The organism is Pseudomonas sp. CFBP13509 (assembly GCF_005233485.1).
GTDB classification, from domain to species: domain Bacteria; phylum Pseudomonadota; class Gammaproteobacteria; order Pseudomonadales; family Pseudomonadaceae; genus Aquipseudomonas; species Aquipseudomonas marginalis.
The window spans coordinates 99,064-118,375 of record NZ_QGAA01000007.1 but is presented as its reverse complement, the minus strand read 5'-3'; the positions used below and the strand labels follow the sequence as shown (position 1 = coordinate 118,375).

Below are 19,312 nucleotides of genomic sequence, written 5' to 3'. Positions count from 1 at the left end.
CACCGCAGGTTTTACAACGGCTTTTTCCCGTAGGGCAGCAAACGCAGGCCACTGGCCACGGCGCCCACCAGCGCAAACACGCAACCCAGCCACAGCGCATACAGCGGGCCATTGCCCAGGGACAGGTGGAAACACAGCGCCACCAACGACGCCCCCAGCGTCTGCCCCAGCAACCGCGAAATCGCCACGATGCCGCTGGCCCCACCGCTGCGCGCCAACGGCGCACTGGTCATCAAGGCCTTGAGGTTGGGCGACTGGAAGAAGCCGAAACCGGCACCGCACAACGCCATGCGCCAGCCAATATCGAAGGCCGACGCGCCGTGGCCCAAGGTCGCCAACCCGGCCATGCCCACACTCAACATCAACAGCCCGATACCGCACAGCAGGCCCAGGGACACACGGTCAGCCAGGCGCCCGGCGACCAACGCCATCACCGCCACAACCGCCGGCCACGGTGTCATCAGGAACCCGGTTTCCACCTGGCTATGCCCCAACACCGCCTGCAACAGAAAGGGCAGCGACACAAAGGCCAGGCCCTGGGCGCTGAAGGCGCAGATCGCCGTCAAGGAAGACAAGGCAAACACTGGCCGCTTGAACAGATCCAACGCCAGCATCGGCGCCGGGTGACCGGCCTGCCGACGCAGCAGCAAGGCGCCACACAGCAGCGCCACCGCAATCAAGCCCAGGGTCAACGCCCCCTGCGCACCATGCACCGCCGTGCCCAGCCCCAGCACCAGCAAGGCGAACAACCCGGCACACAGTGCAGCCGCGAGGCGGTCGAAGGCATGCCCGGCCATCGGCAGGGTCGGCAATGAACGCAGGCCCAATCCCAGGGCCAACAGCCCCAACGGCACATTGATCAGGTACAGCCAGTGCCAGGTCGCCACCGACAGAATCGCCGACGCCGCCGTGGGCCCCAGGGTAAACGCCAGCCCCACCACCAGCGAGTTATAGCCCAGGCCACGCCCGAGCATTTTTGACGGGTAGATATGCCGCAGCAACGCCGTATTGACGCTCATGATCGCCGCCGCCCCCAGCCCCTGCACCACTCGCGCGGCAGTCAGGGTCACCAGCGAACCGGCCAGTCCGCAAAACAGCGACGAGACGATAAACAGCAGCAACCCGCCGAGATACACGCGGCGGTGCCCGAGCACATCGCTGAGGGACGCAAACGGCAGAACCGTGGCGATAATCGCCAACTGGTAGGCATTGACCACCCAGATCACCGAGGCGGAATCGGTGCCAATCCCTTCGGCCAGGGTCGGCAAGGCCGTGTTGACGATGGCCGTGTCCAGGGTCGCCATGCCGATCCCCAGGGAGATCGCGATCACGGCCGGCAGGCGTTTATTGAGGGGCAGCCCATCGACGACAGAAGACATGAACCATCCGGACAGGTAACAAAGGCCACTAGCATACGATCAACGGGGATTGATTTCAGTGGCCCATGGCGCCGCTGTCAAAATTTTCATGTTGATGAACATGGAATGTGCGCCTCATCGCGCATCACGCCTGCCTGTCATCCCTTAGTAAACAATCAAGCTCGCAGCAATGATGGGACTGGGACGGCAAGCTTCTGGAGTTGAAGCAGAGCATTGTGGGGGAACGTCCGATAACTTGGCGGCGGCCATCTTCGGATTCCAGCGGCCAATAATACCGTCCCGACCCGCAACATCCACCGTATCCAGCTGATTCATCACCTGGTCACGCTTGAGCACTTCCCTGGCCAACATTGTCAACTTGTTTTGTTGCGCATCTCCCGTCAGCGGGCGCCTCGCGACCTCACGAATTTTCCCCAGCGTCGCATGTGGCGAGCCTGCTGGCCTGAATGCATCGAAATTTTTGTCAAACTCCCGCGCCAGCGCGGCGTCGGACAGCCCCGCATAAGGGTTGGCAGGGTGCCAATGGGCAACAACAGGGGCATGGGTGGCGAAAGATGCACTATGGACAAGAGACACGTGGTGCTGATGAATGATAGCCATGAGTGAGTTTCCTTGATTACTCGACAAATCCGCTCTACATACCGTCGAAAAACGGATATGCAAAGCAGACTGTTGTCTCTGTGGCGACCCACGCCAGGGTGGTTCCGCAGTCGTACGCAAAAACCGCTTCGCCACCCAAGTCCGGACAGCGTTAGATACGCGGTCCTTGAAGGATTGCACTCAGGTCCAGGCGTCCGTCCTTGACCGGCGCGCACCAGTAGTAACCACCGGTCAACGGCGTGCTGATGCGATACAGGCCATCGACAATCCCGTCCTCCAACCCGCTCATGCGGCGCAGTTGGGCTTCGAACGCATCGAAGGAATGGCCGAATGCGAGGAACATCAACCCGGCCTGGCCATTTTCGGCCCAGGGCATGGAGCGGCGCACCACGAAGGCTTCCGGGGTGAAGCTTTCCTGGGCGGTACGTTTGGTGTGGGCGGATTCGGGAGCGTCTTCAAGCTCTTCGTTGTCGCCATGGCGGCGGCCGATGATATGGTCGCGCTCCTGGGCGGGCAACGCGGCGAAGCCATCGAGGTCGTGCTGCCATTGCTGGATCGCGGCGAAGCTGGCACCGCTGTCGGTCAGGGCGGCTTCAACGGCAGCGTCGTCGTGGGGGTTTTCAGTGCCGTCTTCGTAGTCGGTGAGGTCGAAGCCGGTCTTGTAGCGGAAGCCTTCGGTTGACTGCACCAGGCGAAACGCCGGGGCCAGGGCCTTCTCGAAAGCGCGACTGCGCAGCAGCAACTCACCGCGATCGACGCCATGCAGCCACACCCACAGTGCCTGCTGGGTGGACGGGTTGTGCGCACCCGGTGCGCTCACGGCAGGAAAGCTGCGCAAACCATCAACCGTTGCACCCAGCGCGTTGACCAGCGGCTCGCCAAATCCGACCACTGCCGCCGAATCGGCCAACTGCACCAGCGCGTCCAGCGCAGCGGGCACGGCTGCCAGGGTGTCCACGGCAAAAAACAGATGGCGTGCCTGCAAAGGCACCGGTGCGGCAAGAATGCCCGGCTGGTACTGACTCATGTGAACTCCTTCAAGAAAGGCGCGCAGTCTACTATCTCGAAGAGCAGGCGACACGCCCAGGTGTGTATGCAACGCGCACAAGCCTTGCCATAGAGCCCTGTGTTGGGTGACTCTCTCGTCATGTTTTGCAACTATTTCAGGGGTAGTGCCATGACCACCAGCAACCTGCTCGCCCAGCTGTTTCCCACCAGCGTCGCCGATATTCCCGAGCAATACCGCCTGGCGGCGCCCATCGAACAGCGTGACTACCTGGTGGATGGCCAGTTGCAGGTGTGGAACGGCCCCTTGGCCCAGGTGCAGAGCCCGGTGCAATTGGGCGACCGCCGCGTGGTGATCGGCAGCACGCCGTTGCTGGACGCCGACACCGCCCTCACCGCCCTCGATGCCGCCGTGCGCGCTTATGATCGTGGCCAGGGTGAATGGCCGACGATGCGCGTGGTGGAGCGTATCCAGCACGTCGAGGCGTTTTTGCGACGTATGCGCGAACAGCGCGACGCAGTGGTCACCCTGCTGATGTGGGAGATCGGTAAGAACCTCAAGGACTCGCAGAAAGAATTCGACCGCACCTGCGACTACATCACCGACACCATCAATGCCCTCAAGGAACTCGACCGCCGCAGCAGCCGCTTCGAGCTGGAACAGGACACCCTCGGGCAAATCCGCCGCGTGCCCCTGGGCGTGGCGCTGTGCATGGGCCCCTACAACTACCCGCTCAACGAGACGTTTACCACGCTGATCCCGGCGCTGATCATGGGCAATACCGTGGTGTTCAAGCCGGCCAAACTCGGTGTGCTGCTGATCCGTCCGTTGCTGGAAGCCTTCCGCGACAGCTTCCCGGCCGGGGTGATCAACGTGATCTACGGCAGCGGCCGCGAAACCGTCAGTGCGTTGATGGCCAGCGGCAAGATCGACATCTTTGCCTTTATCGGCACCAACAAGGCCGCCAGCGACTTGAAAAAGCTGCACCCCAAGCCGCACCGCCTGCGTGCGGCCCTGGGCCTGGATGCGAAAAACCCCGGCATCGTGCTGCCCGAGGTGGACCTGGACAACGCCGTCAGCGAGGCTGTCACCGGTTCGCTGTCCTTCAACGGCCAGCGTTGCACCGCGCTGAAAATCCTGTTTGTGCATGAAGACGTGGTCGACAGCTTCATCGAGAAATTCAACCGCAAGCTGGAGACCCTCAAGCCCGGCATGCCCTGGGAAGACGGGGTTTCACTGACACCGCTGCCGGAAGTCGGCAAGGTGGATTACCTCAACGACCTGGTGGCCGATGCCCAACAACACGGCGCCCACGTGGTGAATGCCAATGGCGGTACCCATCGTGGTTCGTTCTTCTATCCGGCGGTGCTGTACCCGGTGACCCCGCAGATGCGCGTGTACCACGAGGAACAATTCGGCCCGGTGGTGCCCATCGTGCCCTACCGCGATCTGGAGACGGTGATCGAGTACGTACTCGACTCGGACTTCGGCCAGCAATTGAGTATTTTCGGCACCAACGCCGTGGAAGTCGGACGCCTGGTGGACACCTTCGCCAACCAGGTCGGCCGCATCAATATCAACGCCCAATGCCAGCGCGGCCCGGACACTTTCCCGTTCAACGGGCGCAAGAACTCGGCCGAAGGCACGCTGTCGGTACATGATGCGCTGCGCGTGTTTTCGATCCGCACCCTGGTGGCGACCAAGTTCCAGGACAGCAACAAGGCGCTGGTCAGCGATATCCTGCGTAACCGTGACTCAAGCTTCCTGACCACCGACTATATCTTCTAAGCACAATGCCGATCGCAATGTGGGAGGGGACCGCCCCCTCCCACATTTGGATTGTGTACATATCCAAAACCGAGGCCACTTTAATTACCGATGAACCTGCCACTCTTCGCCCGGCGCCTGCTGCGCCCCTTGCTCGACCCCTACCGCCGCTATCGCCACGCCAAACTGATCCACGCCGTGCGCGTATCCATCGGCTTGCTGGCGACGATCCTGCTGACCACCGGCATCAACCTGCCCCATGGTGAATGGGCATCGGTGACCATGCTGGTGGTGATCGGCGGTTTGCAACACCACGGCAATATCGGCAAGAAGGCCGTTGAGCGCGCCTATGGCACGCTGATCGGTGCCAGCGTCGGTTTGCTGCTGGTGGTGCAGGAGGCGTATGTCGGCCAGCCGTTGCTCACCTACCTGCTGATGTCGGTGGTGTGCGGGTTCTTTTCCTATCACGCCATCGGCAAGGGCGGGTACACGGCGCTGTTGTCCGCGATCACGGTGTTTATCGTCGCGGGGCACGGTGACAACCCGTTGTCGGACGGGCTGTGGCGCACCGTGGATATCCTGATCGGCATTGCCTTGGCGTTGGCGTTTTCCTTCGCCCTGCCGCTGTATGCCGTGTATTCCTGGCGCTACAACCTGGCCAGCGCCTTGCGTGATTGCGCCCAGATCTACAGCCGGATCATCAATGGCCAGTCGGTCACCGACGATGAACACCTGAAGCTGCTCAACCGCCTGAATGCGGCAATGCTGCAATTGCGCTCGCTGATGCCGTCGGTGTCCAAGGAGGTGCGCATCTCCATGACCGAGCTGGACGCGATCCAACGCCACCTGCGCATGTGCATCAGCACCCTGGAGATTCTCGGCAACACCCGCCCGGCCCCTCGAGACGAACAGGCGATGGCGCGCATGCAAGTGATGTTGAAAGCCGAGCATCGGCAGATTCGCGTGCAGTTGGTGGGGATGGCGCGGGCATTGAAGTCGGGGGTTACGGAGCGGCTGGAGCGCCCCAGCCCTGTCAGCGGCGGCGAGCCCAGCCTGGATGCGCCGGTTTACAGCGCGCTGGATGGGTATCGATTGTTGACCGTGCAACTGGCGGCGAATGTGGACGCGATGCGCCAACGCCTGGCTAAAAGCGCCGGGCGCTGGAAGATCTAGAAAGGTGGCCCGTTGACCGGTTTACTCACATCAACACTTTCACACTTTCTCTTACATATTTTTCACGTTTTATTCACATCCCGGGACGTAGGGTGAAGCCTCATCCGTTACAAACGTTGCACATCAAGCCCGCCGCCCCAGCGGGCTTTTTTTTGCCTGGGATTTCTCAGCGCGAGGCCTTGGCGGCCGGCGCTGTCGCCTGTTCACGAATGGCACGCTGGGTATCCAGCACCTTGGCCAGCGCGTGTTCGGCTTCGGGGCTTTGCTGCGGCACACGAATCGCCGCCGAGACCAGGGTGATCAGCTTGGCCATCACCTCGGCATCGGTCGCCGGGCGGCCCAGGCTCATGGAGTTCATCAGCAGGCGCAGTTCGGTACCGGCCATGACCCCGGAAATCGCCTTGAGGGCAAATTGCAGGCGCACCCCCAGCTCGTTGCGCGGCAAGTCCGGCAAGGCCAGGGCGAAGGCTTCGAAGAAGCGTTGGAACACCGGCTGGTAATGCACCTTGAGGTATTCCTGGATAAACGGCGAGGTGTCGCTGTACACCCGCCCAAGGAAACGGATGAACGAACGCCCTTCCCCACTCGCCGGGTCGCTGCGTTCCAGGCCCATGGCCGGGGCGAAGAGCACGCCGAGCAAGGTGTCGCAGTCGAGGGGGCCGTCGGATTCGGCCTCACAGCGCGCCAGCAATTCCAGGCGCTGCTCGTTGAGCGGCTCCAGGCGTTGCATCAGCAGGGTCTTCATCAGGGAGTCCTTGTCCCCGAAGTGGTAGTTCACCGCAGCCAGGTTCACCTGGGCGCGCTCGGTAATCTGCCGCAGCAGCACGGCGTCATAGCCGTATTTGATGAAGAGAGCCTCTGTCGCATCCAGCAATCGAGTCTTGGTAACGTTTGGAGCGCTGAGTTTCTTCGCGACCATAAGGGTTCCACGGCGGAAATATTGTTTTAAAAAATAATTTGATTTTTTATACCGGTGTGGCCGGTCGAAAGCAAGTAGTGACACACCGCCATACTATCCAAAGCCTTTGCCCATGGGGATTCTCAGGCAAGCCAGGGACCTTTCGGTAGACCCCCGTACCGGCGAGGGAAATCTTTTCAAAGCGTAAAACCGCTCTACATCCACGGCTGGCGAAGCACCGGGAACACGGTTAGTATTCAAACAATATTTTAAAAACAAGAAATAAAACCAGTCCGTGACGCGAACCAGATAGCCCCCGAACTTGTTACAAAGATTTACAAAGGGCGCATGACGGCAGCGTCGAGACTGCAGGCGTAGTCACGATGACAGATACCCCCGCGCACCCAGGCTTGATTTCCCTGCAAGGCATCGGCAAGCGCTATCAGCTCGCCGGGCAGGAACTGACCATTCTCAATGAGGTGTGCCTGTCCATCGAGCGCGGTGACAGCTGCGGCATCCTCGGCGCCTCGGGCTCAGGCAAAAGCACCCTGCTCAATATCCTCGGCCTGCTGGACCTGCCCAATTGCGGCCAGTACCACTTTGCCGGCCACGATATTTTCAGCGCCACTCCAGATCAACTGGCGGCGATCCGCAACCAGCAGATCGGCTTTGTGTTCCAGAGCTTCAACCTGCTGCCGCGCCTCAGCGCCCTGGACAACGTCGCCCTGCCCCTGAGCTATCGCGGTGTGTCGCGGCATGAATCGGTGGCGCAGGCCCTGCGCATGCTCGAACAGGTCGGGCTGGCGGAGCGCGCCCACCATCGCCCCGCCGACCTCTCCGGCGGCCAGCGCCAACGTGTGGCGATTGCCCGTGCATTGGTGGGCAAGCCTTCGGTGATCCTGGCCGACGAGCCCACCGGCAACCTCGACAGCAGCACCGCCCAGGACATCATGGACCTGCTGCTGGCATTGAACCGCGAGCAACAGGTCACGCTGATCATCGTCACCCACGACCCGCATATCGCCGAACGCCTGGAGCGCAAGATCCTGGTGCGCAACGGCGTAGTGCACGAGGCCGGGCGCCTATGAGCCTGCGGGTCGAACAGAGCTTCAGCCAACTGCTGCATGAAGCCTTCGTCAGCCTGCGCACCCTGGGCAAGCGCTCGGTGCTGGCCCTGCTGGGCATCGTCATCGGCAGTTCGTCGGTGGTGGCGCTGATCAATATCGGCCATAACGCCGCGGTGGATGCCGCGATGATTTTCAAGGACATGGGCACCGACACCCTGGTCGCCCAGTTCCCGCCCAAGGGCAACAGCACGATCCCCACACCCGCGAGGCTCGACCTGGATGCCGTGCGCCAGGCCGTGCCGGGCATTGCCCATATCGGCGCGCTGACCTTGTTCAGCGGGCCCATCGTGTTCCATGGCCGCACCACCAACGCCAACCTCGTCGGCAGCACACCGGACATCCAGGCAGCGATGCGCCTGGTGGTACGGCAGGGGCGCTTCCTGTCGAGCTTCGACGCCAACGAAACCTATGGCGTGATCGGTGACCAGCTGGCCCAGGCCCTCGGAGCGCCGGGCGATCCGCTGCAACTGGGCGACCGCGTGCGCATCAACGACTACCTGTTCCTGGTGGTGGGCATTCTGCAGAACCAGCCCAGGGCAATGCTGATGCCGGTACAGGCCAACGAGTCGTTGTTCATTCCCGCCGAAGGCATGCGCCGCATCCATGCCATGCCGCAGATCGGCAATGTAATTATCCGCGCCGCGCCCGGCCAGGACATGGAACACATTGCCAGGGAAGCCGCCAGCGCCTTGCAGGCCCAGCTCACCGACCACACTGTCGACATCCAGGTGCCCCAGCAAATGATCGACGGCATGACCAGGCAAAGCCGCACCTTCGCCTACCTGCTGCTGGCCCTCGGCGCCATTTCCCTGGTCGGCGGCGGCGTAGGCGTGATGAATGTGATGCTGATGAACGTGTCGGAGCGCCGTCGTGAGATCGGCATTCGCATGGCCCTGGGCGCTCGCCAGCGCGACATCCGCAACCTGTTCCTGCTCGAAGCCGTCACCCTCACCGCCGTCGGCGCGCTGTGCGGTGCGGTACTTGGCATGACCGCCGCCTGGCTCTATGCCTGGCTGTCGGGCTGGCTATTCGACCTGGCCGTCGCCGCCCTGCCCCTGGGGGTGGGCAGTACGTTGCTGGTGGGCTTGTTCTTTGGCATCTACCCGGCGGTATCGGCCTCACGGTTGCAGCCGGTGGAGGCCTTGCGCGATGAGTAAATGGCTGGGGTTGCTCGTGTTGATCAGCCTGCACGGCATGGCCGCCGAGGTGGTCATCAAGCCGTCGGCCCCCAGCAGCACGCGCAGCGGTTACGACCGGGGCGTGTCCTTGAATGCCCAGGTCACCACCATGACCCTGGGTGACGCCGTGTACCTGGGCCTGCGCAACAACCCGGCGATCCGCAGCGCCTACCTGCAACGGGTGGCGCAGAAGTTCGACCTGCGCGTCGCCGAAGACGTGTTCAACCCCAAGCTCACCCTCAACAGTTATTACCGCAGTACCCGCGGCTCTCAGGACAGTGCGCGCAATGCCAACGTGGCGCCGGCCACCAGCTTGCTCAGTGAATACGGCACTCGCCTGAGCATGGCCTGGACCCAGCAGCTGAACAACGCCGACCGCGCCGGGCGCTACCGCAGCGACGGCCTCGACCTGGCGATCATCCAGCCGTTGATGCGCGGCGCCGGCTGGGACGCCACCACCGCACCGTTGCGCCTGTCGCGCCTGTCGGAGCAGGCCAACCGCCTGAACCTCAAGGCGACCGTGGCGCAGACCATCAGCCAGATCATCGCCACCTACCGCGAACTGCTGCGGGCCCAGGAGCAACTGAGCATCGTACAGGACGCCCTTAAGCGCTCCGGCACCTTGCTGGAGGTAAACAAGGCCTTGATCAGCGCCGGGCGCATGGCCGAATTCGAAATCGTGCAGACCGAAGCCGACATCGCCACCCAGCAACTGGGCGTCGAAGAAGCGCAGAACCAGCTCGACACCAACCGCCTGGCCTTGCTGCGCCTGCTGGCCCTGGACCTGTCCACGCCGATTCGCGCCACCGAAGCCCTGGAGGCCAAGCCCATGCAGATCGACAAACGCCAGGCTTTCAACCTGGCGCAGACCCAGCAACCGGAATACCTCGCCGCCCTGCTCGGCAGCCAGCAGGCCGACCTCAACCTGGTGATCGCCAAGGACTCCGGGCGCTGGCAGGTGGACCTGGTGGCCGGCGCGAACCAGATACGCGACGCCTACAATAACGATGCCGGCAGCACCAACAACCGCACCTGGAACAGCTACGCCGGGGTGCAGGTGCAGATCCCCATCGGCGACATCAGCACGCGCCAGGCCGAAGTGCGCGCGCGGGTCAACGTGGAGGACCAGGAGATCCGCATCACCGACGCACGCCAGGAACTGGAACGCAACGTCAACGACGTGGTACGCGACCTCGGCACCCGCTGGCGCCAGTATGAAATCTCCCAGCGCGCGGTGGAGTTGTCGCGGCGCAAGATCGAGATCGAACGCGAGAAACTCAGCGCCGGGCGCTCCACCAACTTCCAGGTGCTGAGTTTCGAGACCGACCTGCGCAATGCCGAAAACGCGCAGCTCAACGCCCTGATCGCTTATTTGAACGCCCAGACCCAGCTCGACTTGACCCTGGGCATGACGCTGGAAAGTTGGGAAATCGCCCTCAATGACTATTAAACACAAAGGCCTGCTGGGCGCTGTATTGATCGTGCTGCTGGCCGGCGCCGGGCTGGTCCTGCGCAGCCCGGCCGAAGGCCCGGCTACCACCGGCGAGCAATGGCTGGCCGTCAAGCCCGACCCGCTGGTGCACCAGATCGGCCTGGTGGGCAAGATCGAACCCGACACCACCCTCACCCTCACGGCGCCGTTCGACGGCAACGTGCAGGCCAATCTGGTGGAGCAAGGCCAGCGGGTCGAGGCTGGCCAGGTCCTGCTGCGCATGGACCCGGCCACCCTTGAAGTGCAGTTGCGCGACGCCCTCTCCGCCCAGCTCAAGGCCCGCCGCGCCGTGCAAGAACTGCAGGACTGGGACAGCGGCCCCACCGTCAGCCGTGCGCGCCGCAGCCTGCGCACCGCCGAAATGACCGCCGGCAATACCCAACGCAAACTCACCGAAAGCGAAAACCTGTTCAAGCGCGGCATCATCCCGCGCAATGAGCTGGACGACCTCAAGCAACAGGCCCAGCAACAGCAGCTGGACCTCGCCTCCGCCCGCAGCGAACTGCAACAGGCCCTCGACCAGGGCAAGGGCGAGTACCGCCAGATCGCCGACATGGAACTGACCAACGCCACGGTGAAATACGAGGCCTTGCGCACCCTGCTCGCAGGCAAGGAGGTGAAGGCGCCGTTCTCCGGCATCGTGGTGCCCGCCCCCGGTAACAATGCGCCCCAAGGCGGCGGCAACACCAACGCGCCGATTCAGGCCGGCAGCAAGGTCAGCCAGGGCCAGGTGCTGTTCGGCCTGGCCAATATCGAGCGGCTGAAAATCGTCGCCAAGGTCTCTGAGCTGGACATCAACCAGCTGCACCAGGGCCAGGCGGTGGAAGTGCTGGGCGACGGTTTTGACGGCGAACGGCTGAGCGGCTCGGTGAGCGTGGTCAGCGGCCTGGCGATTGCCAGCGACAGCCAGGGCAGCGCGCAGTTTCCGGTGACGTTGTCGATTCCCAAGCTGACCCCGCAACAGTTGCAGCGGGTGCGCCTGGGAATGAGTGCGAGGTTGACCATCGTCACTTACAACAATGCGCAGGCGATGGTGATTCCGAGCGAGGCGATCCAGGCGGACAGGACGGTGGAGTATCGAGAAGCGATGGATAAGCCGGTGGAGCGGGTGAAGGTGACTACCGGGCAATCGACGCCGCAGGGGGTGGAAGTATTCGGCCTAAAACCCGGCTTCGTAAAGACCTCAAGATAAATGGAGATCCCCTGTGGGAGGGGGCTTGCTCCCGATGGCGGTGGATCAGTTAAAAACCTGTGTCTGACACACCGCTATCGGGAGCAAGCCCCCTCCCACAGGTGACGGGTTGCCCGTTCTGTCCCTTAACTGACCGGCATTGGGGCTTGCCCCCTCCCACATTTAGAAATGCGCCAACTTCAATGCCAATGCCAATGCCTTGGCCTGAAGCGCCACATCCGTCACCGCCGTGCTCTCCCACCACATCCCCCGCAACGGCGGGCCCATGGCGAACAATCGCGCGCTGACCTCGCCCTGGGCATCCAGCACGGCGCCGGACGTGTCCGCCGCAATCCCCAACGCCAACGGCCCGGGCGTGATCAGCCCGCGCTTGAGCAACTGCTGCGGCAGCGGCCGGGCCACGCGGCGCCAGTCGTATTCGATACCGCTGGAGTTGATCAGCGCCGCCCCCGACACTTGGCTGATCACCTGCTCGCCACGGTAACGCAAGCGAATGGTCACGCCCTCGCCCGAAGGCTCCAGCCCCTTGAACGACGCCGCGCGAATGCGCAACCGCCCTTGCTCATGCAGCCGGGCCACCAACTGGGCACTCAACGGCGGCGAGCGGTGGTGATGGCTTTCCCACCAGGGCCGCACATGCCGCACGAACTGACGTTTCTGGCCTTCGCTGGCCTGGCTCCACAGCCGGCCGATATGGGCGCGCACGGTGTCCAGTGGCGCCTGCCAATCGATGCCCTGCGCCAGTGCCAGGCGGCATTGACGCCGCACCTCGCGCAGCAGTTGTCGCGGGCTGCACAAGGCGTGGTCGGCGGCGAGGAAATCGTCCCAGCCCGGCGGCTGCCGGCGCACATGGGGCAACAACCCGTGGCGTGAAAACACCTCGATGGGCCCACGGTGCCCGGCCTGTTCCAGGGACACCACAGCGTCGACCATGGTCAACCCGGAGCCGATGATCAGCACCGGCGCCTGCGGGTCGATCCGGGTCATGGCCTGCACGTCCCAGGGGTCCACGGCGGCGGCGTTCAAGCCGCTGGACTGGGTCTGCGGCGTGCGTGCCGCCGGGAACATGCCGGTGGCCAACACCGCCTGGGCGCCGCGCAGTTGCTGGCCATTGTCGAGGGTCAGCACCACTGAATCGTCGCCGACCTGCAGGTCGACGACTTCGGCGCGGATATGCTCGACGGTAGACGCCGACAACGCCTTGGCTTCAGCCAGCCGTTGCTGTGCATACAGGCCAAAAATCCCGCGTGGCGGGAACAGTTCGCTGATGGGCACGTGCTGCTGGTCCGACTCGGGCCAACCGCCGGCGCCGATGTAGTCGGTGAGCCATTGGGTCAGGTCATCGGCGTTGTCCGGGTCGACGCTCATGCGCGCCGCGTTGCCGTTCAAGGTGTGGCCCAGTTCGACGGCGCTGTAGGCCTCGCCACGGCCGAGTTCGGCGCGCGGTTCGATCACCAGGATCCGGCGCTGCCCAGGCCGACGCAGCAGTTGCACCGCCAGCATGGTGCCGCTCAGGCCGCCGCCGATGATCACCACATCAGCGTTGCGGAGGGATTCAGTCATGCACATTCGCCTTTACTGTTTACCCAGATAAATGTCGTGCAAATCGCCCCGCGCCAACAGCTCGGCGGCGCTGCCACTCAAGGCCACGCGCCCAGTATCCAGCACGTAGCCCTGGGACGCATAGTTAAGCGCGACGTTGATATTCTGCTCGGCGATCAGGAAGCTCACCTGCTGCTCGCGGTTGAGCTGCGCGATGATCTCGAAGATCTCCTGCACGATCATAGGCGCCAAACCCATGGACGGCTCGTCGAGCAGTACCAAAGTAGGACGGGTCATCAACGCGCGGCCGATGGCGACCATCTGTTGCTCGCCGCCGGACGTCAGGCCCGCACGGGTGTGGCGCTTGGTCTTGAGCCGCGGGAACCAGGCGTAGATGCGCTCCAGATCCTGCTCCATGGCCTTGCGGCTCAGGCGCCGCACAAAGCCGCCGCTGCGCAGGTTGTCTTCGACGCTGAGCTGGCCGAAGACATGGCGGCCTTCCAGCACATGCACCATGCCTTGGCGCACGCGCTGGCTGGGGTCGACGCCGGCCAGGTCGACGCCCGCATATTCGATCACGCCCCGGCTGACTTCAGCGCGCTCGGCACGCACCAGCCCGGAGATCGCCTTGAGGGTGGTGCTCTTGCCGGCGCCATTGGCCCCCAGCAGGGCGACGATGGCGCCCTTGGGCACGCTCAGCGACACCCCGGCCACGGCGAGGATCGCGCCGTCGTAGATCACTTCAATATCGTTGACCGTCAACAACGACGGGCGCATGGCTTCGCTGGCGAGCTGGCTCATGATTTATTCATCCCCGGTGCAGGTGCGTGGCGTCAGGCCTTTTTCCTTGGCGAAAGCCGCAGATTTTTCATCGATCAGCGGGCGCAACAGGGCGCGGTCGGCGGCGATCCAGTCGCTGATCAGCGTCCAGTGGGCGCCGTCCCATTGCTGCACGCGCGCCGAGCCGCCGCCTTCGTGGTCGCGGCACGACAGCTTGAGGTTCTGCATCAGGCCCAGGTAGCCCATGTCCTTCAAGCGCGCGTCATCGATATTCAGGTGTTCCAGGCCCCAGCGGCCTTCTTCGCCATTGAGCGGACGCTTGCCGAACTTGGCCTGGCCGGTGCGGATCGCTTCCACAGCTACGGCGGCGTTCACCAGGCCGGAGTTGTAGTAGACGCTGCCGAAGTTTTTCAGGTCCTTGAGGTCGCTGTGGCCCTTGTCGAGGATGTATTGCTTGAGGCGCTTGTGGATCTCGAAATCCGTACCTGCCGGGTAAGGCGTGAGCGCCAGGTAGCCCTTGGCGGCGGCGCCTGCGGGCAATACGTCTTCGCTGGAACTGGCCCATATATCGCCGATGATATGGTCCACCGGGAAGCCGAAGCGCGCGGCGGTTTTCACCGCCACCGGGGTAGACACGCCCCAGGTACGCAGGAACACCCAATCCGGGTTGGCCTGGCGTACCTGGCGCCATTGCGCAGACTGCTCATTGCCCGGGTCGGCCACCGGAATCTGGATGTTTTCAAAACCGTATTTTTCCGCCAGCAATTTCAGCGGGCCAAGGGTTTCGCGACCGTAGGCCGAGTCGTGGTAGACCGTGGCGATCTTCTTGCCCTTGAGTTTGTCGAAGCCGCCTTCGCGCTGGGCGATGTAGTTCACCAGGGTCGACGCCTCGCTGTAGAACGTCAGCATCACCGGGAAGTTGTACGGGAACACCGTGCCGTCGGTGGCTTCGGTGCGACCGTAGCCGAGGGTGATCAGCGGGATCTTGTCCACCTCAGCCCTTTCACTGAGCGCATAGGCCGCCGGTGCACCGTTGGGCTGGTACACCGCGACCGGCGCGCCATCCAGGCCGTTCTTGAAGCGCTCGTAGCACTCGATGCCCTTCTCCGCCGTCCACTCGGTCTCGCATTCCTGCCACACCAGCTTCACGCCATTGATGCCGCCTTCGACCTCGTTGATATAGCGCAGGTAGTCGATCATCCCGGCCCACACCTGCACGCCGCTGGAGGCGTAGGCACCCACCCGGTAGGTGGCCAGGGGAAAGAACTGCTGGTCGGCCGAGGCTACCGCCTGGGGCACGGCACCGGCCAGGGCTGCCAGCGCGAAGGCGGCGCCGGCCAGGGAACGTTTCAAGGATGCACGCATAGGGATTCTCTTATTCAGTCAGAAACGTAGGGGCCACTGACGCAGCCGATCGCGAAGGTTATGCAACAGGCGAATCAAGCCCTCGGGTTCCTTGATCAGGAACACGATGATCAACACGCCAAAAATGATTTTCTGCAGGTTCTGCAACTGCCCGGCATCCACCGCACCACCGAACAACGCCTGCCCGGCATGGCTGAGGAAGATCGGCAGCAAACTGATGAATGCCGCGCCGACGAAGTTGCCGGCAATGCTGCCCATGCCGCCGATAATGATGATGAACAGGATCTGGAATGAGCGGTTGATGTCGAAGCTGCTGGCGCTGGCCGTGCCCAGGTAGGCAAACGCCCACAACGCGCCGGCGATGCCGAGGTAGAACGAACTGACCGCAAACGCCAGGCGCTTGTAGCGCACCACCGGGATGCCGACCACGGCGGCGGCGGTGTCCATGTCGCGGATCGCCATCCAGTTGCGGCCCACCTGGCTGCGCACCAGGTTGACCGCGGCCCAGGTCAACAACAGCACCGTGACCAGGGTCAGCCAGTAGCGGCCCAGCGGCGTGTTAAGGTCATGGCCGAACAACGCCAGCTTCGGCGCCGAAATGGTTCCGGACGAACCGTAGTTGTAGAACCAGGGGAATTTGACGAACAGCCACTCCAGGAAAAACTGCGCGGCCAAGGTGGTGACCATCAGGTAGAAGCCTTTGATCCGCGAGCTGGGCAAGCCAAATAGCAGCCCGACCACGGCGCTGATGATGCCGCCGCCGAGCAGCGCCACCGGCAAGCCCAGCTCAGGCAGGCGCAGTAAAAACCCATAGGTGGCGAACGCCCCAACCGCCATGAAGCCGGCTGCGCCCACCGAGGTTTGCCCGGTATAGCCGGTGAGTAAATTCAGGCCCAGCCCGGCCAGGGACAGCACCAGGAACGGGATCAGGATCGCGTTGAGCCAATAGTCATTGCCCCACAGCGGCACCACGATAAACGCCAGTGCCAGCAGGCCGAGCAGGCTCCAGGGCACGCGCCGCTGGACCAGCAGCAAGGGGGCGGTGTGTTCAGCAACAGGGATCGACATGCTTTCAGACTCGCTCGATGGCGCGCTCGCCGAACAGGCCGGCGGGACGGATATACAGGAAGGACAACGCCAGCACATAGGCGAACCACGGCGTGATGCCGCCACCGATCAGCGGACCGATATACACCTCGGCGAGGTTCTCCGCTGCGCCGACAATCAGCCCGCCGACAATCGCCCCGCCAATCGAGGTGAAGCCGCCGATGATCAACACCGGCAAGGCCTTGAGCACCACCAGCGACAGCGAAAACTGCACGCCCTGGCGCGCCCCCCACAACAACCCCGCCACCAGCCCGACGATGCCGGCCACCGCCCAGACGATCTGCCAGATGCGGTTGAGGTTGATGCCGATGGACAGCGCCGCCGTGGTGTCATCCGCCACCGCGCGCAGCGACACGCCGATACGGGTCTTGTTGAACAGCAGCGCCAGCACCGTCACCAGCACCACGGCCACGGCCGCGGCGATCAGGTCGAACTGGCTGAGCATCAGCGGCCCGACGAACAGCGGTACATCGTCGATGCCCAGGTCCAGAGCGCGCACCTGCGAGCCCATCACGCCCTGGGCCAGGCCTTCGATAATGAACGACAGGCCCAGCGTCGCCATGAACAGCGTGATCTGCGAGCGGTTCACCAACGGCCGCAGCACCAGGCGCTCGATGAGCAAAGCGCCGACAATCATCACGATCACCGTCAACAGCAACGCCAGGGCAAACGGCACGCCCTGGTCGTGCAGGCTGACGAAGGTCAGCGCGGCAAACAGCAGCATCGAGCCCTGGGCAAAATTGAACACGCCGCTGGCCTTGTAGATCAGCACGAAGCCGATGGCGACCAGGGAATACATGGTGCCGGCGAGCAGGCCGCCGAGCAGGGTTTCGAAGAAGAACGTCATCAGTGCGTCACTCCCAGGTAGGCCGCGATCACCTCGGGATTGGCCTGCACCTCGGCAGGGGTGCCGTCGCCGACCTTGCGCCCGTAGTCGAGCACCACAACATGGTCGGACAGCCCCATGACCACGCCCATGTCATGCTCGATCAACACCACGGTGGTACCGAGGTCGCGGTTCACGTCGGCGACAAAGCGCGCCATTTCCTGTTTTTCCTCGGCGTTCATGCCGGCCATGGGTTCGTCCAGCAGCAACAGGCTCGGCCCGGCGATCAATGCACGGCCCAGTTCCACACGCTTTTGCAGGCCATAGGACAGGTTGCCCACCAGCACATCGCGGTAGGCTTGCAGCTCCAGGAACTCGAGGATGCCCTGGGCGCGCAGGCGGAAGGCGTCGGCTTCACGGCGTGCGCGGGGCAAGCCGAGCGCCTGCTCGATAAGGCTGGTGTGCATATGCCGCGACAGGCCGGTGAGGATGTTGTCGAGCACACTCATTTTCTTGAACAGGGCGTTGTTCTGGAAGGTACGGCCAATGCCTCGACGCGCGGCGCCCAGGGGGTCGATACGCTGGAAATGCTGCGCCTCGAACACGATCTCGCCGGCATCGAAGCGATACACGCCGTTGAGGACGTTGAGCAATGAACTTTTGCCGGCACCGTTGGGCCCGATCAACGCGCAGATTTCCCCGCGCGCCACCTCGAACGACAACCCATTGATCGCCTTGACACCCTTGAACGACAGCGAGATGTCCCGCACCTGGAGAATGGCTTGGCTCATGCACGTTCCCGTTTGAATTCGGCGAGCCACGTCGGCTCGGCATTGGATTTGAGGGGCTGCCAGATATAGGCCAGGCGCTGGAAGCCCAACAGTGTGCGCACGCGGTTTTTCAGCAGGCGGCGCAGGCCGCTGTGCGGGTGGGCAATGGCCCAGTCGCACAGGCGTCGACGCCAGGTGCCGTGGGGTGGCAGGCGGCTTTCGATCTCGTCGGCCAGGTGCAGCAAACGGGCGGGCGACAGCAGCAGGCCGGTGGGCGCGACTTCGCTGCGATCACGTCGCGCCGAGGCCAGGCTTTCCGGGAAGGCCAGGCCGTGGCCGCTGCTCAGCCACTGCTCCAGCACCACGGCTAGGCCGCCTTGCCAGTGGGTGCCCTCCTCGCTCCACAACGCGGTTTCACCGGCTGGCTGCCACCAGCGCTGCAGGTGTTGCGCCGGGTCGACGGGGCCGAGCAGTTGGGCGAAATCCAACCGCTGGGTGAAGGTCCAATCGCGCTGGCGACCTTGAACGTAGGCATGGCTGGGATGAATACGCCACAGCTGTTGCTCCAAGGCCTGCGGCTCGAGGTTATCGGCCAGCGTCAGTACCTGTGCGCCGACGGACTGGGCCGCCAACGCCAGCAACAGCAGGTTCGGCTCAAAGGCGCCGCTGAGCACCAAGCGTGACTGTTGATTGAAACCTTGCTGGCGCAAACCATCGGCCAGGCGTTCGACATCGCGCAAGGTGTCGATCCAGCGCCAGGCGTACCACTGGCCCTGGCGCTTGTGGCGCAGGGCGATGTGCAACGGCGTGAGTTGCGCCCAGTGGCGCAGGTGTTCCAGGAGGGCCGTTGGTTCGTGCACGCTCATAGGGGGTTGCTCCTATTGGGGGGTATGCGTGCGGTGGTCCGCTGGCTGAAATAAATCAAACTCAATTTCCCGTAAGTAGATACCGAGCACCACGCAAGTCCGTAGCAGCTGCCGAGCGCAAGCGAGGCTGCGTCAGGCGCGCTGCCGATTCGAGCCCGAGTCGCGGCCGACGCAGCCTCGCTTGCGCTCGGCAGCTGCTACGGGATGAGGCCGCGATGGGGATTGGCATTCGCAGCCTCGCCAA

17 protein-coding genes are annotated in these 19,312 nt (G+C 63.5%); 6 read left to right on the top strand and 11 right to left on the bottom strand.

The features are described 5' to 3' along the window. Positions 1-11 precede the first annotated feature (11 nt). The 3 genes from PspCFBP13509_RS13570 to PspCFBP13509_RS13560 all read right to left on the bottom strand — a co-directional run bounded on the left by PspCFBP13509_RS13570 (position 12) and on the right by PspCFBP13509_RS13560 (position 3,006). Positions 12-1,379 carry an MFS transporter gene (locus PspCFBP13509_RS13570; RefSeq protein WP_137212175.1) on the bottom strand — a complete coding sequence of 456 codons (1,368 nt, stop codon included), beginning with the start codon at positions 1,377-1,379 and terminating at the stop codon, positions 12-14. Positions 1,380-1,523: 144 nt separating this feature from the next. Next, positions 1,524-1,979 (bottom strand): hypothetical protein, encoded by a 456-nt coding sequence (locus PspCFBP13509_RS13565; protein WP_137212174.1) that lies wholly within the window; start codon positions 1,977-1,979, stop codon positions 1,524-1,526. A 151-nt stretch (positions 1,980-2,130) separates the two neighbouring features. Continuing rightward, complete coding sequence (locus tag PspCFBP13509_RS13560) at positions 2,131-3,006, bottom strand: Dyp-type peroxidase (protein ID WP_137212173.1); 876 nt, start codon at positions 3,004-3,006, stop codon at positions 2,131-2,133. Positions 3,007-3,156: 150 nt separating this feature from the next. On the opposite strand from PspCFBP13509_RS13560, the gene PspCFBP13509_RS13555 reads away from it, so the two are divergent. Next, positions 3,157-4,773, top strand: a complete 1,617-nt coding sequence (locus PspCFBP13509_RS13555; RefSeq protein ID WP_065927054.1) for an NADP-dependent glyceraldehyde-3-phosphate dehydrogenase — start codon at positions 3,157-3,159, stop codon at positions 4,771-4,773. 90 nt (positions 4,774-4,863) lie between these two features. Beyond that, entirely contained in the window at positions 4,864-5,925 is a 1,062-nt protein-coding gene (locus PspCFBP13509_RS13550; RefSeq protein WP_137212172.1) for an FUSC family protein, read from the top strand. Positions 5,926-6,091: 166 nt separating this feature from the next. Here PspCFBP13509_RS13550 and PspCFBP13509_RS13545 read toward each other — a convergent pair whose 3' ends face one another. Beyond that, positions 6,092-6,844, bottom strand: coding sequence for a TetR/AcrR family transcriptional regulator (locus tag PspCFBP13509_RS13545; RefSeq protein WP_065927052.1), 753 nt, complete (start codon positions 6,842-6,844; stop codon positions 6,092-6,094). A 362-nt stretch (positions 6,845-7,206) separates the two neighbouring features. On the opposite strand from PspCFBP13509_RS13545, the gene PspCFBP13509_RS13540 reads away from it, so the two are divergent. The 4 genes from PspCFBP13509_RS13540 to PspCFBP13509_RS13525 are packed head-to-tail and all read left to right on the top strand — an operon-like array spanning position 7,207 to position 11,812. Then, entirely contained in the window at positions 7,207-7,911 is a 705-nt protein-coding gene (locus PspCFBP13509_RS13540; protein WP_137212171.1) for an ABC transporter ATP-binding protein, read from the top strand. Beyond that, positions 7,908-9,107, top strand: a complete 1,200-nt coding sequence (locus PspCFBP13509_RS13535) for an ABC transporter permease (RefSeq protein ID WP_065927050.1) — start codon at positions 7,908-7,910, stop codon at positions 9,105-9,107. The genes PspCFBP13509_RS13540 and PspCFBP13509_RS13535 overlap by 4 nt, the downstream gene beginning before the upstream one ends. Beyond that, positions 9,100-10,578 carry a TolC family protein gene (locus PspCFBP13509_RS13530; protein ID WP_137212170.1) on the top strand — a complete coding sequence of 493 codons (1,479 nt, stop codon included), beginning with the start codon at positions 9,100-9,102 and terminating at the stop codon, positions 10,576-10,578. The genes PspCFBP13509_RS13535 and PspCFBP13509_RS13530 overlap by 8 nt, the downstream gene beginning before the upstream one ends. Next, positions 10,568-11,812, top strand: coding sequence for an efflux RND transporter periplasmic adaptor subunit (locus PspCFBP13509_RS13525; RefSeq protein WP_137212169.1), 1,245 nt, complete (start codon positions 10,568-10,570; stop codon positions 11,810-11,812). The genes PspCFBP13509_RS13530 and PspCFBP13509_RS13525 overlap by 11 nt, the downstream gene beginning before the upstream one ends. Before the next feature lie 162 nt (positions 11,813-11,974). Here the strand turns inward: PspCFBP13509_RS13525 and PspCFBP13509_RS13520 are convergent, their stop codons facing one another. The 7 genes from PspCFBP13509_RS13520 to PspCFBP13509_RS13490 are packed head-to-tail and all read right to left on the bottom strand — an operon-like array spanning position 11,975 to position 19,068. After that, positions 11,975-13,375 (bottom strand): FAD/NAD(P)-binding protein, encoded by a 1,401-nt coding sequence (locus PspCFBP13509_RS13520; RefSeq protein WP_137212168.1) that lies wholly within the window; start codon positions 13,373-13,375, stop codon positions 11,975-11,977. A 12-nt stretch (positions 13,376-13,387) separates the two neighbouring features. Beyond that, positions 13,388-14,155 (bottom strand): ABC transporter ATP-binding protein, encoded by a 768-nt coding sequence (locus PspCFBP13509_RS13515; RefSeq protein WP_065927046.1) that lies wholly within the window; start codon positions 14,153-14,155, stop codon positions 13,388-13,390. Positions 14,156-14,158: 3 nt separating this feature from the next. Continuing rightward, the gene (locus PspCFBP13509_RS13510) at positions 14,159-15,499 is read right to left on the bottom strand and encodes an ABC transporter substrate-binding protein (protein ID WP_137212167.1); all 1,341 of its coding nucleotides are present in this window, start codon (positions 15,497-15,499) and stop codon (positions 14,159-14,161) included. Between the two features lie 18 nt (positions 15,500-15,517). Then, positions 15,518-16,567, bottom strand: coding sequence for a branched-chain amino acid ABC transporter permease (locus tag PspCFBP13509_RS13505; RefSeq protein WP_065927044.1), 1,050 nt, complete (start codon positions 16,565-16,567; stop codon positions 15,518-15,520). A gap of 4 nt (positions 16,568-16,571) precedes the next feature. Next, entirely contained in the window at positions 16,572-17,453 is an 882-nt protein-coding gene (locus PspCFBP13509_RS13500) for a branched-chain amino acid ABC transporter permease (protein WP_027606301.1), read from the bottom strand. Further along, a complete protein-coding gene (locus PspCFBP13509_RS13495; RefSeq protein WP_065927043.1) occupies positions 17,453-18,223 on the bottom strand; it encodes an ABC transporter ATP-binding protein in 771 nt (256 codons plus the stop codon). The genes PspCFBP13509_RS13500 and PspCFBP13509_RS13495 overlap by 1 nt, the downstream gene beginning before the upstream one ends. Continuing rightward, complete coding sequence (locus tag PspCFBP13509_RS13490) at positions 18,220-19,068, bottom strand: AMP-binding protein (RefSeq protein WP_065927042.1); 849 nt, start codon at positions 19,066-19,068, stop codon at positions 18,220-18,222. Before PspCFBP13509_RS13490 ends, PspCFBP13509_RS13495 begins: the two co-directional genes overlap by 4 nt. Between the last annotated feature and the right edge of the window lie 244 nt (positions 19,069-19,312).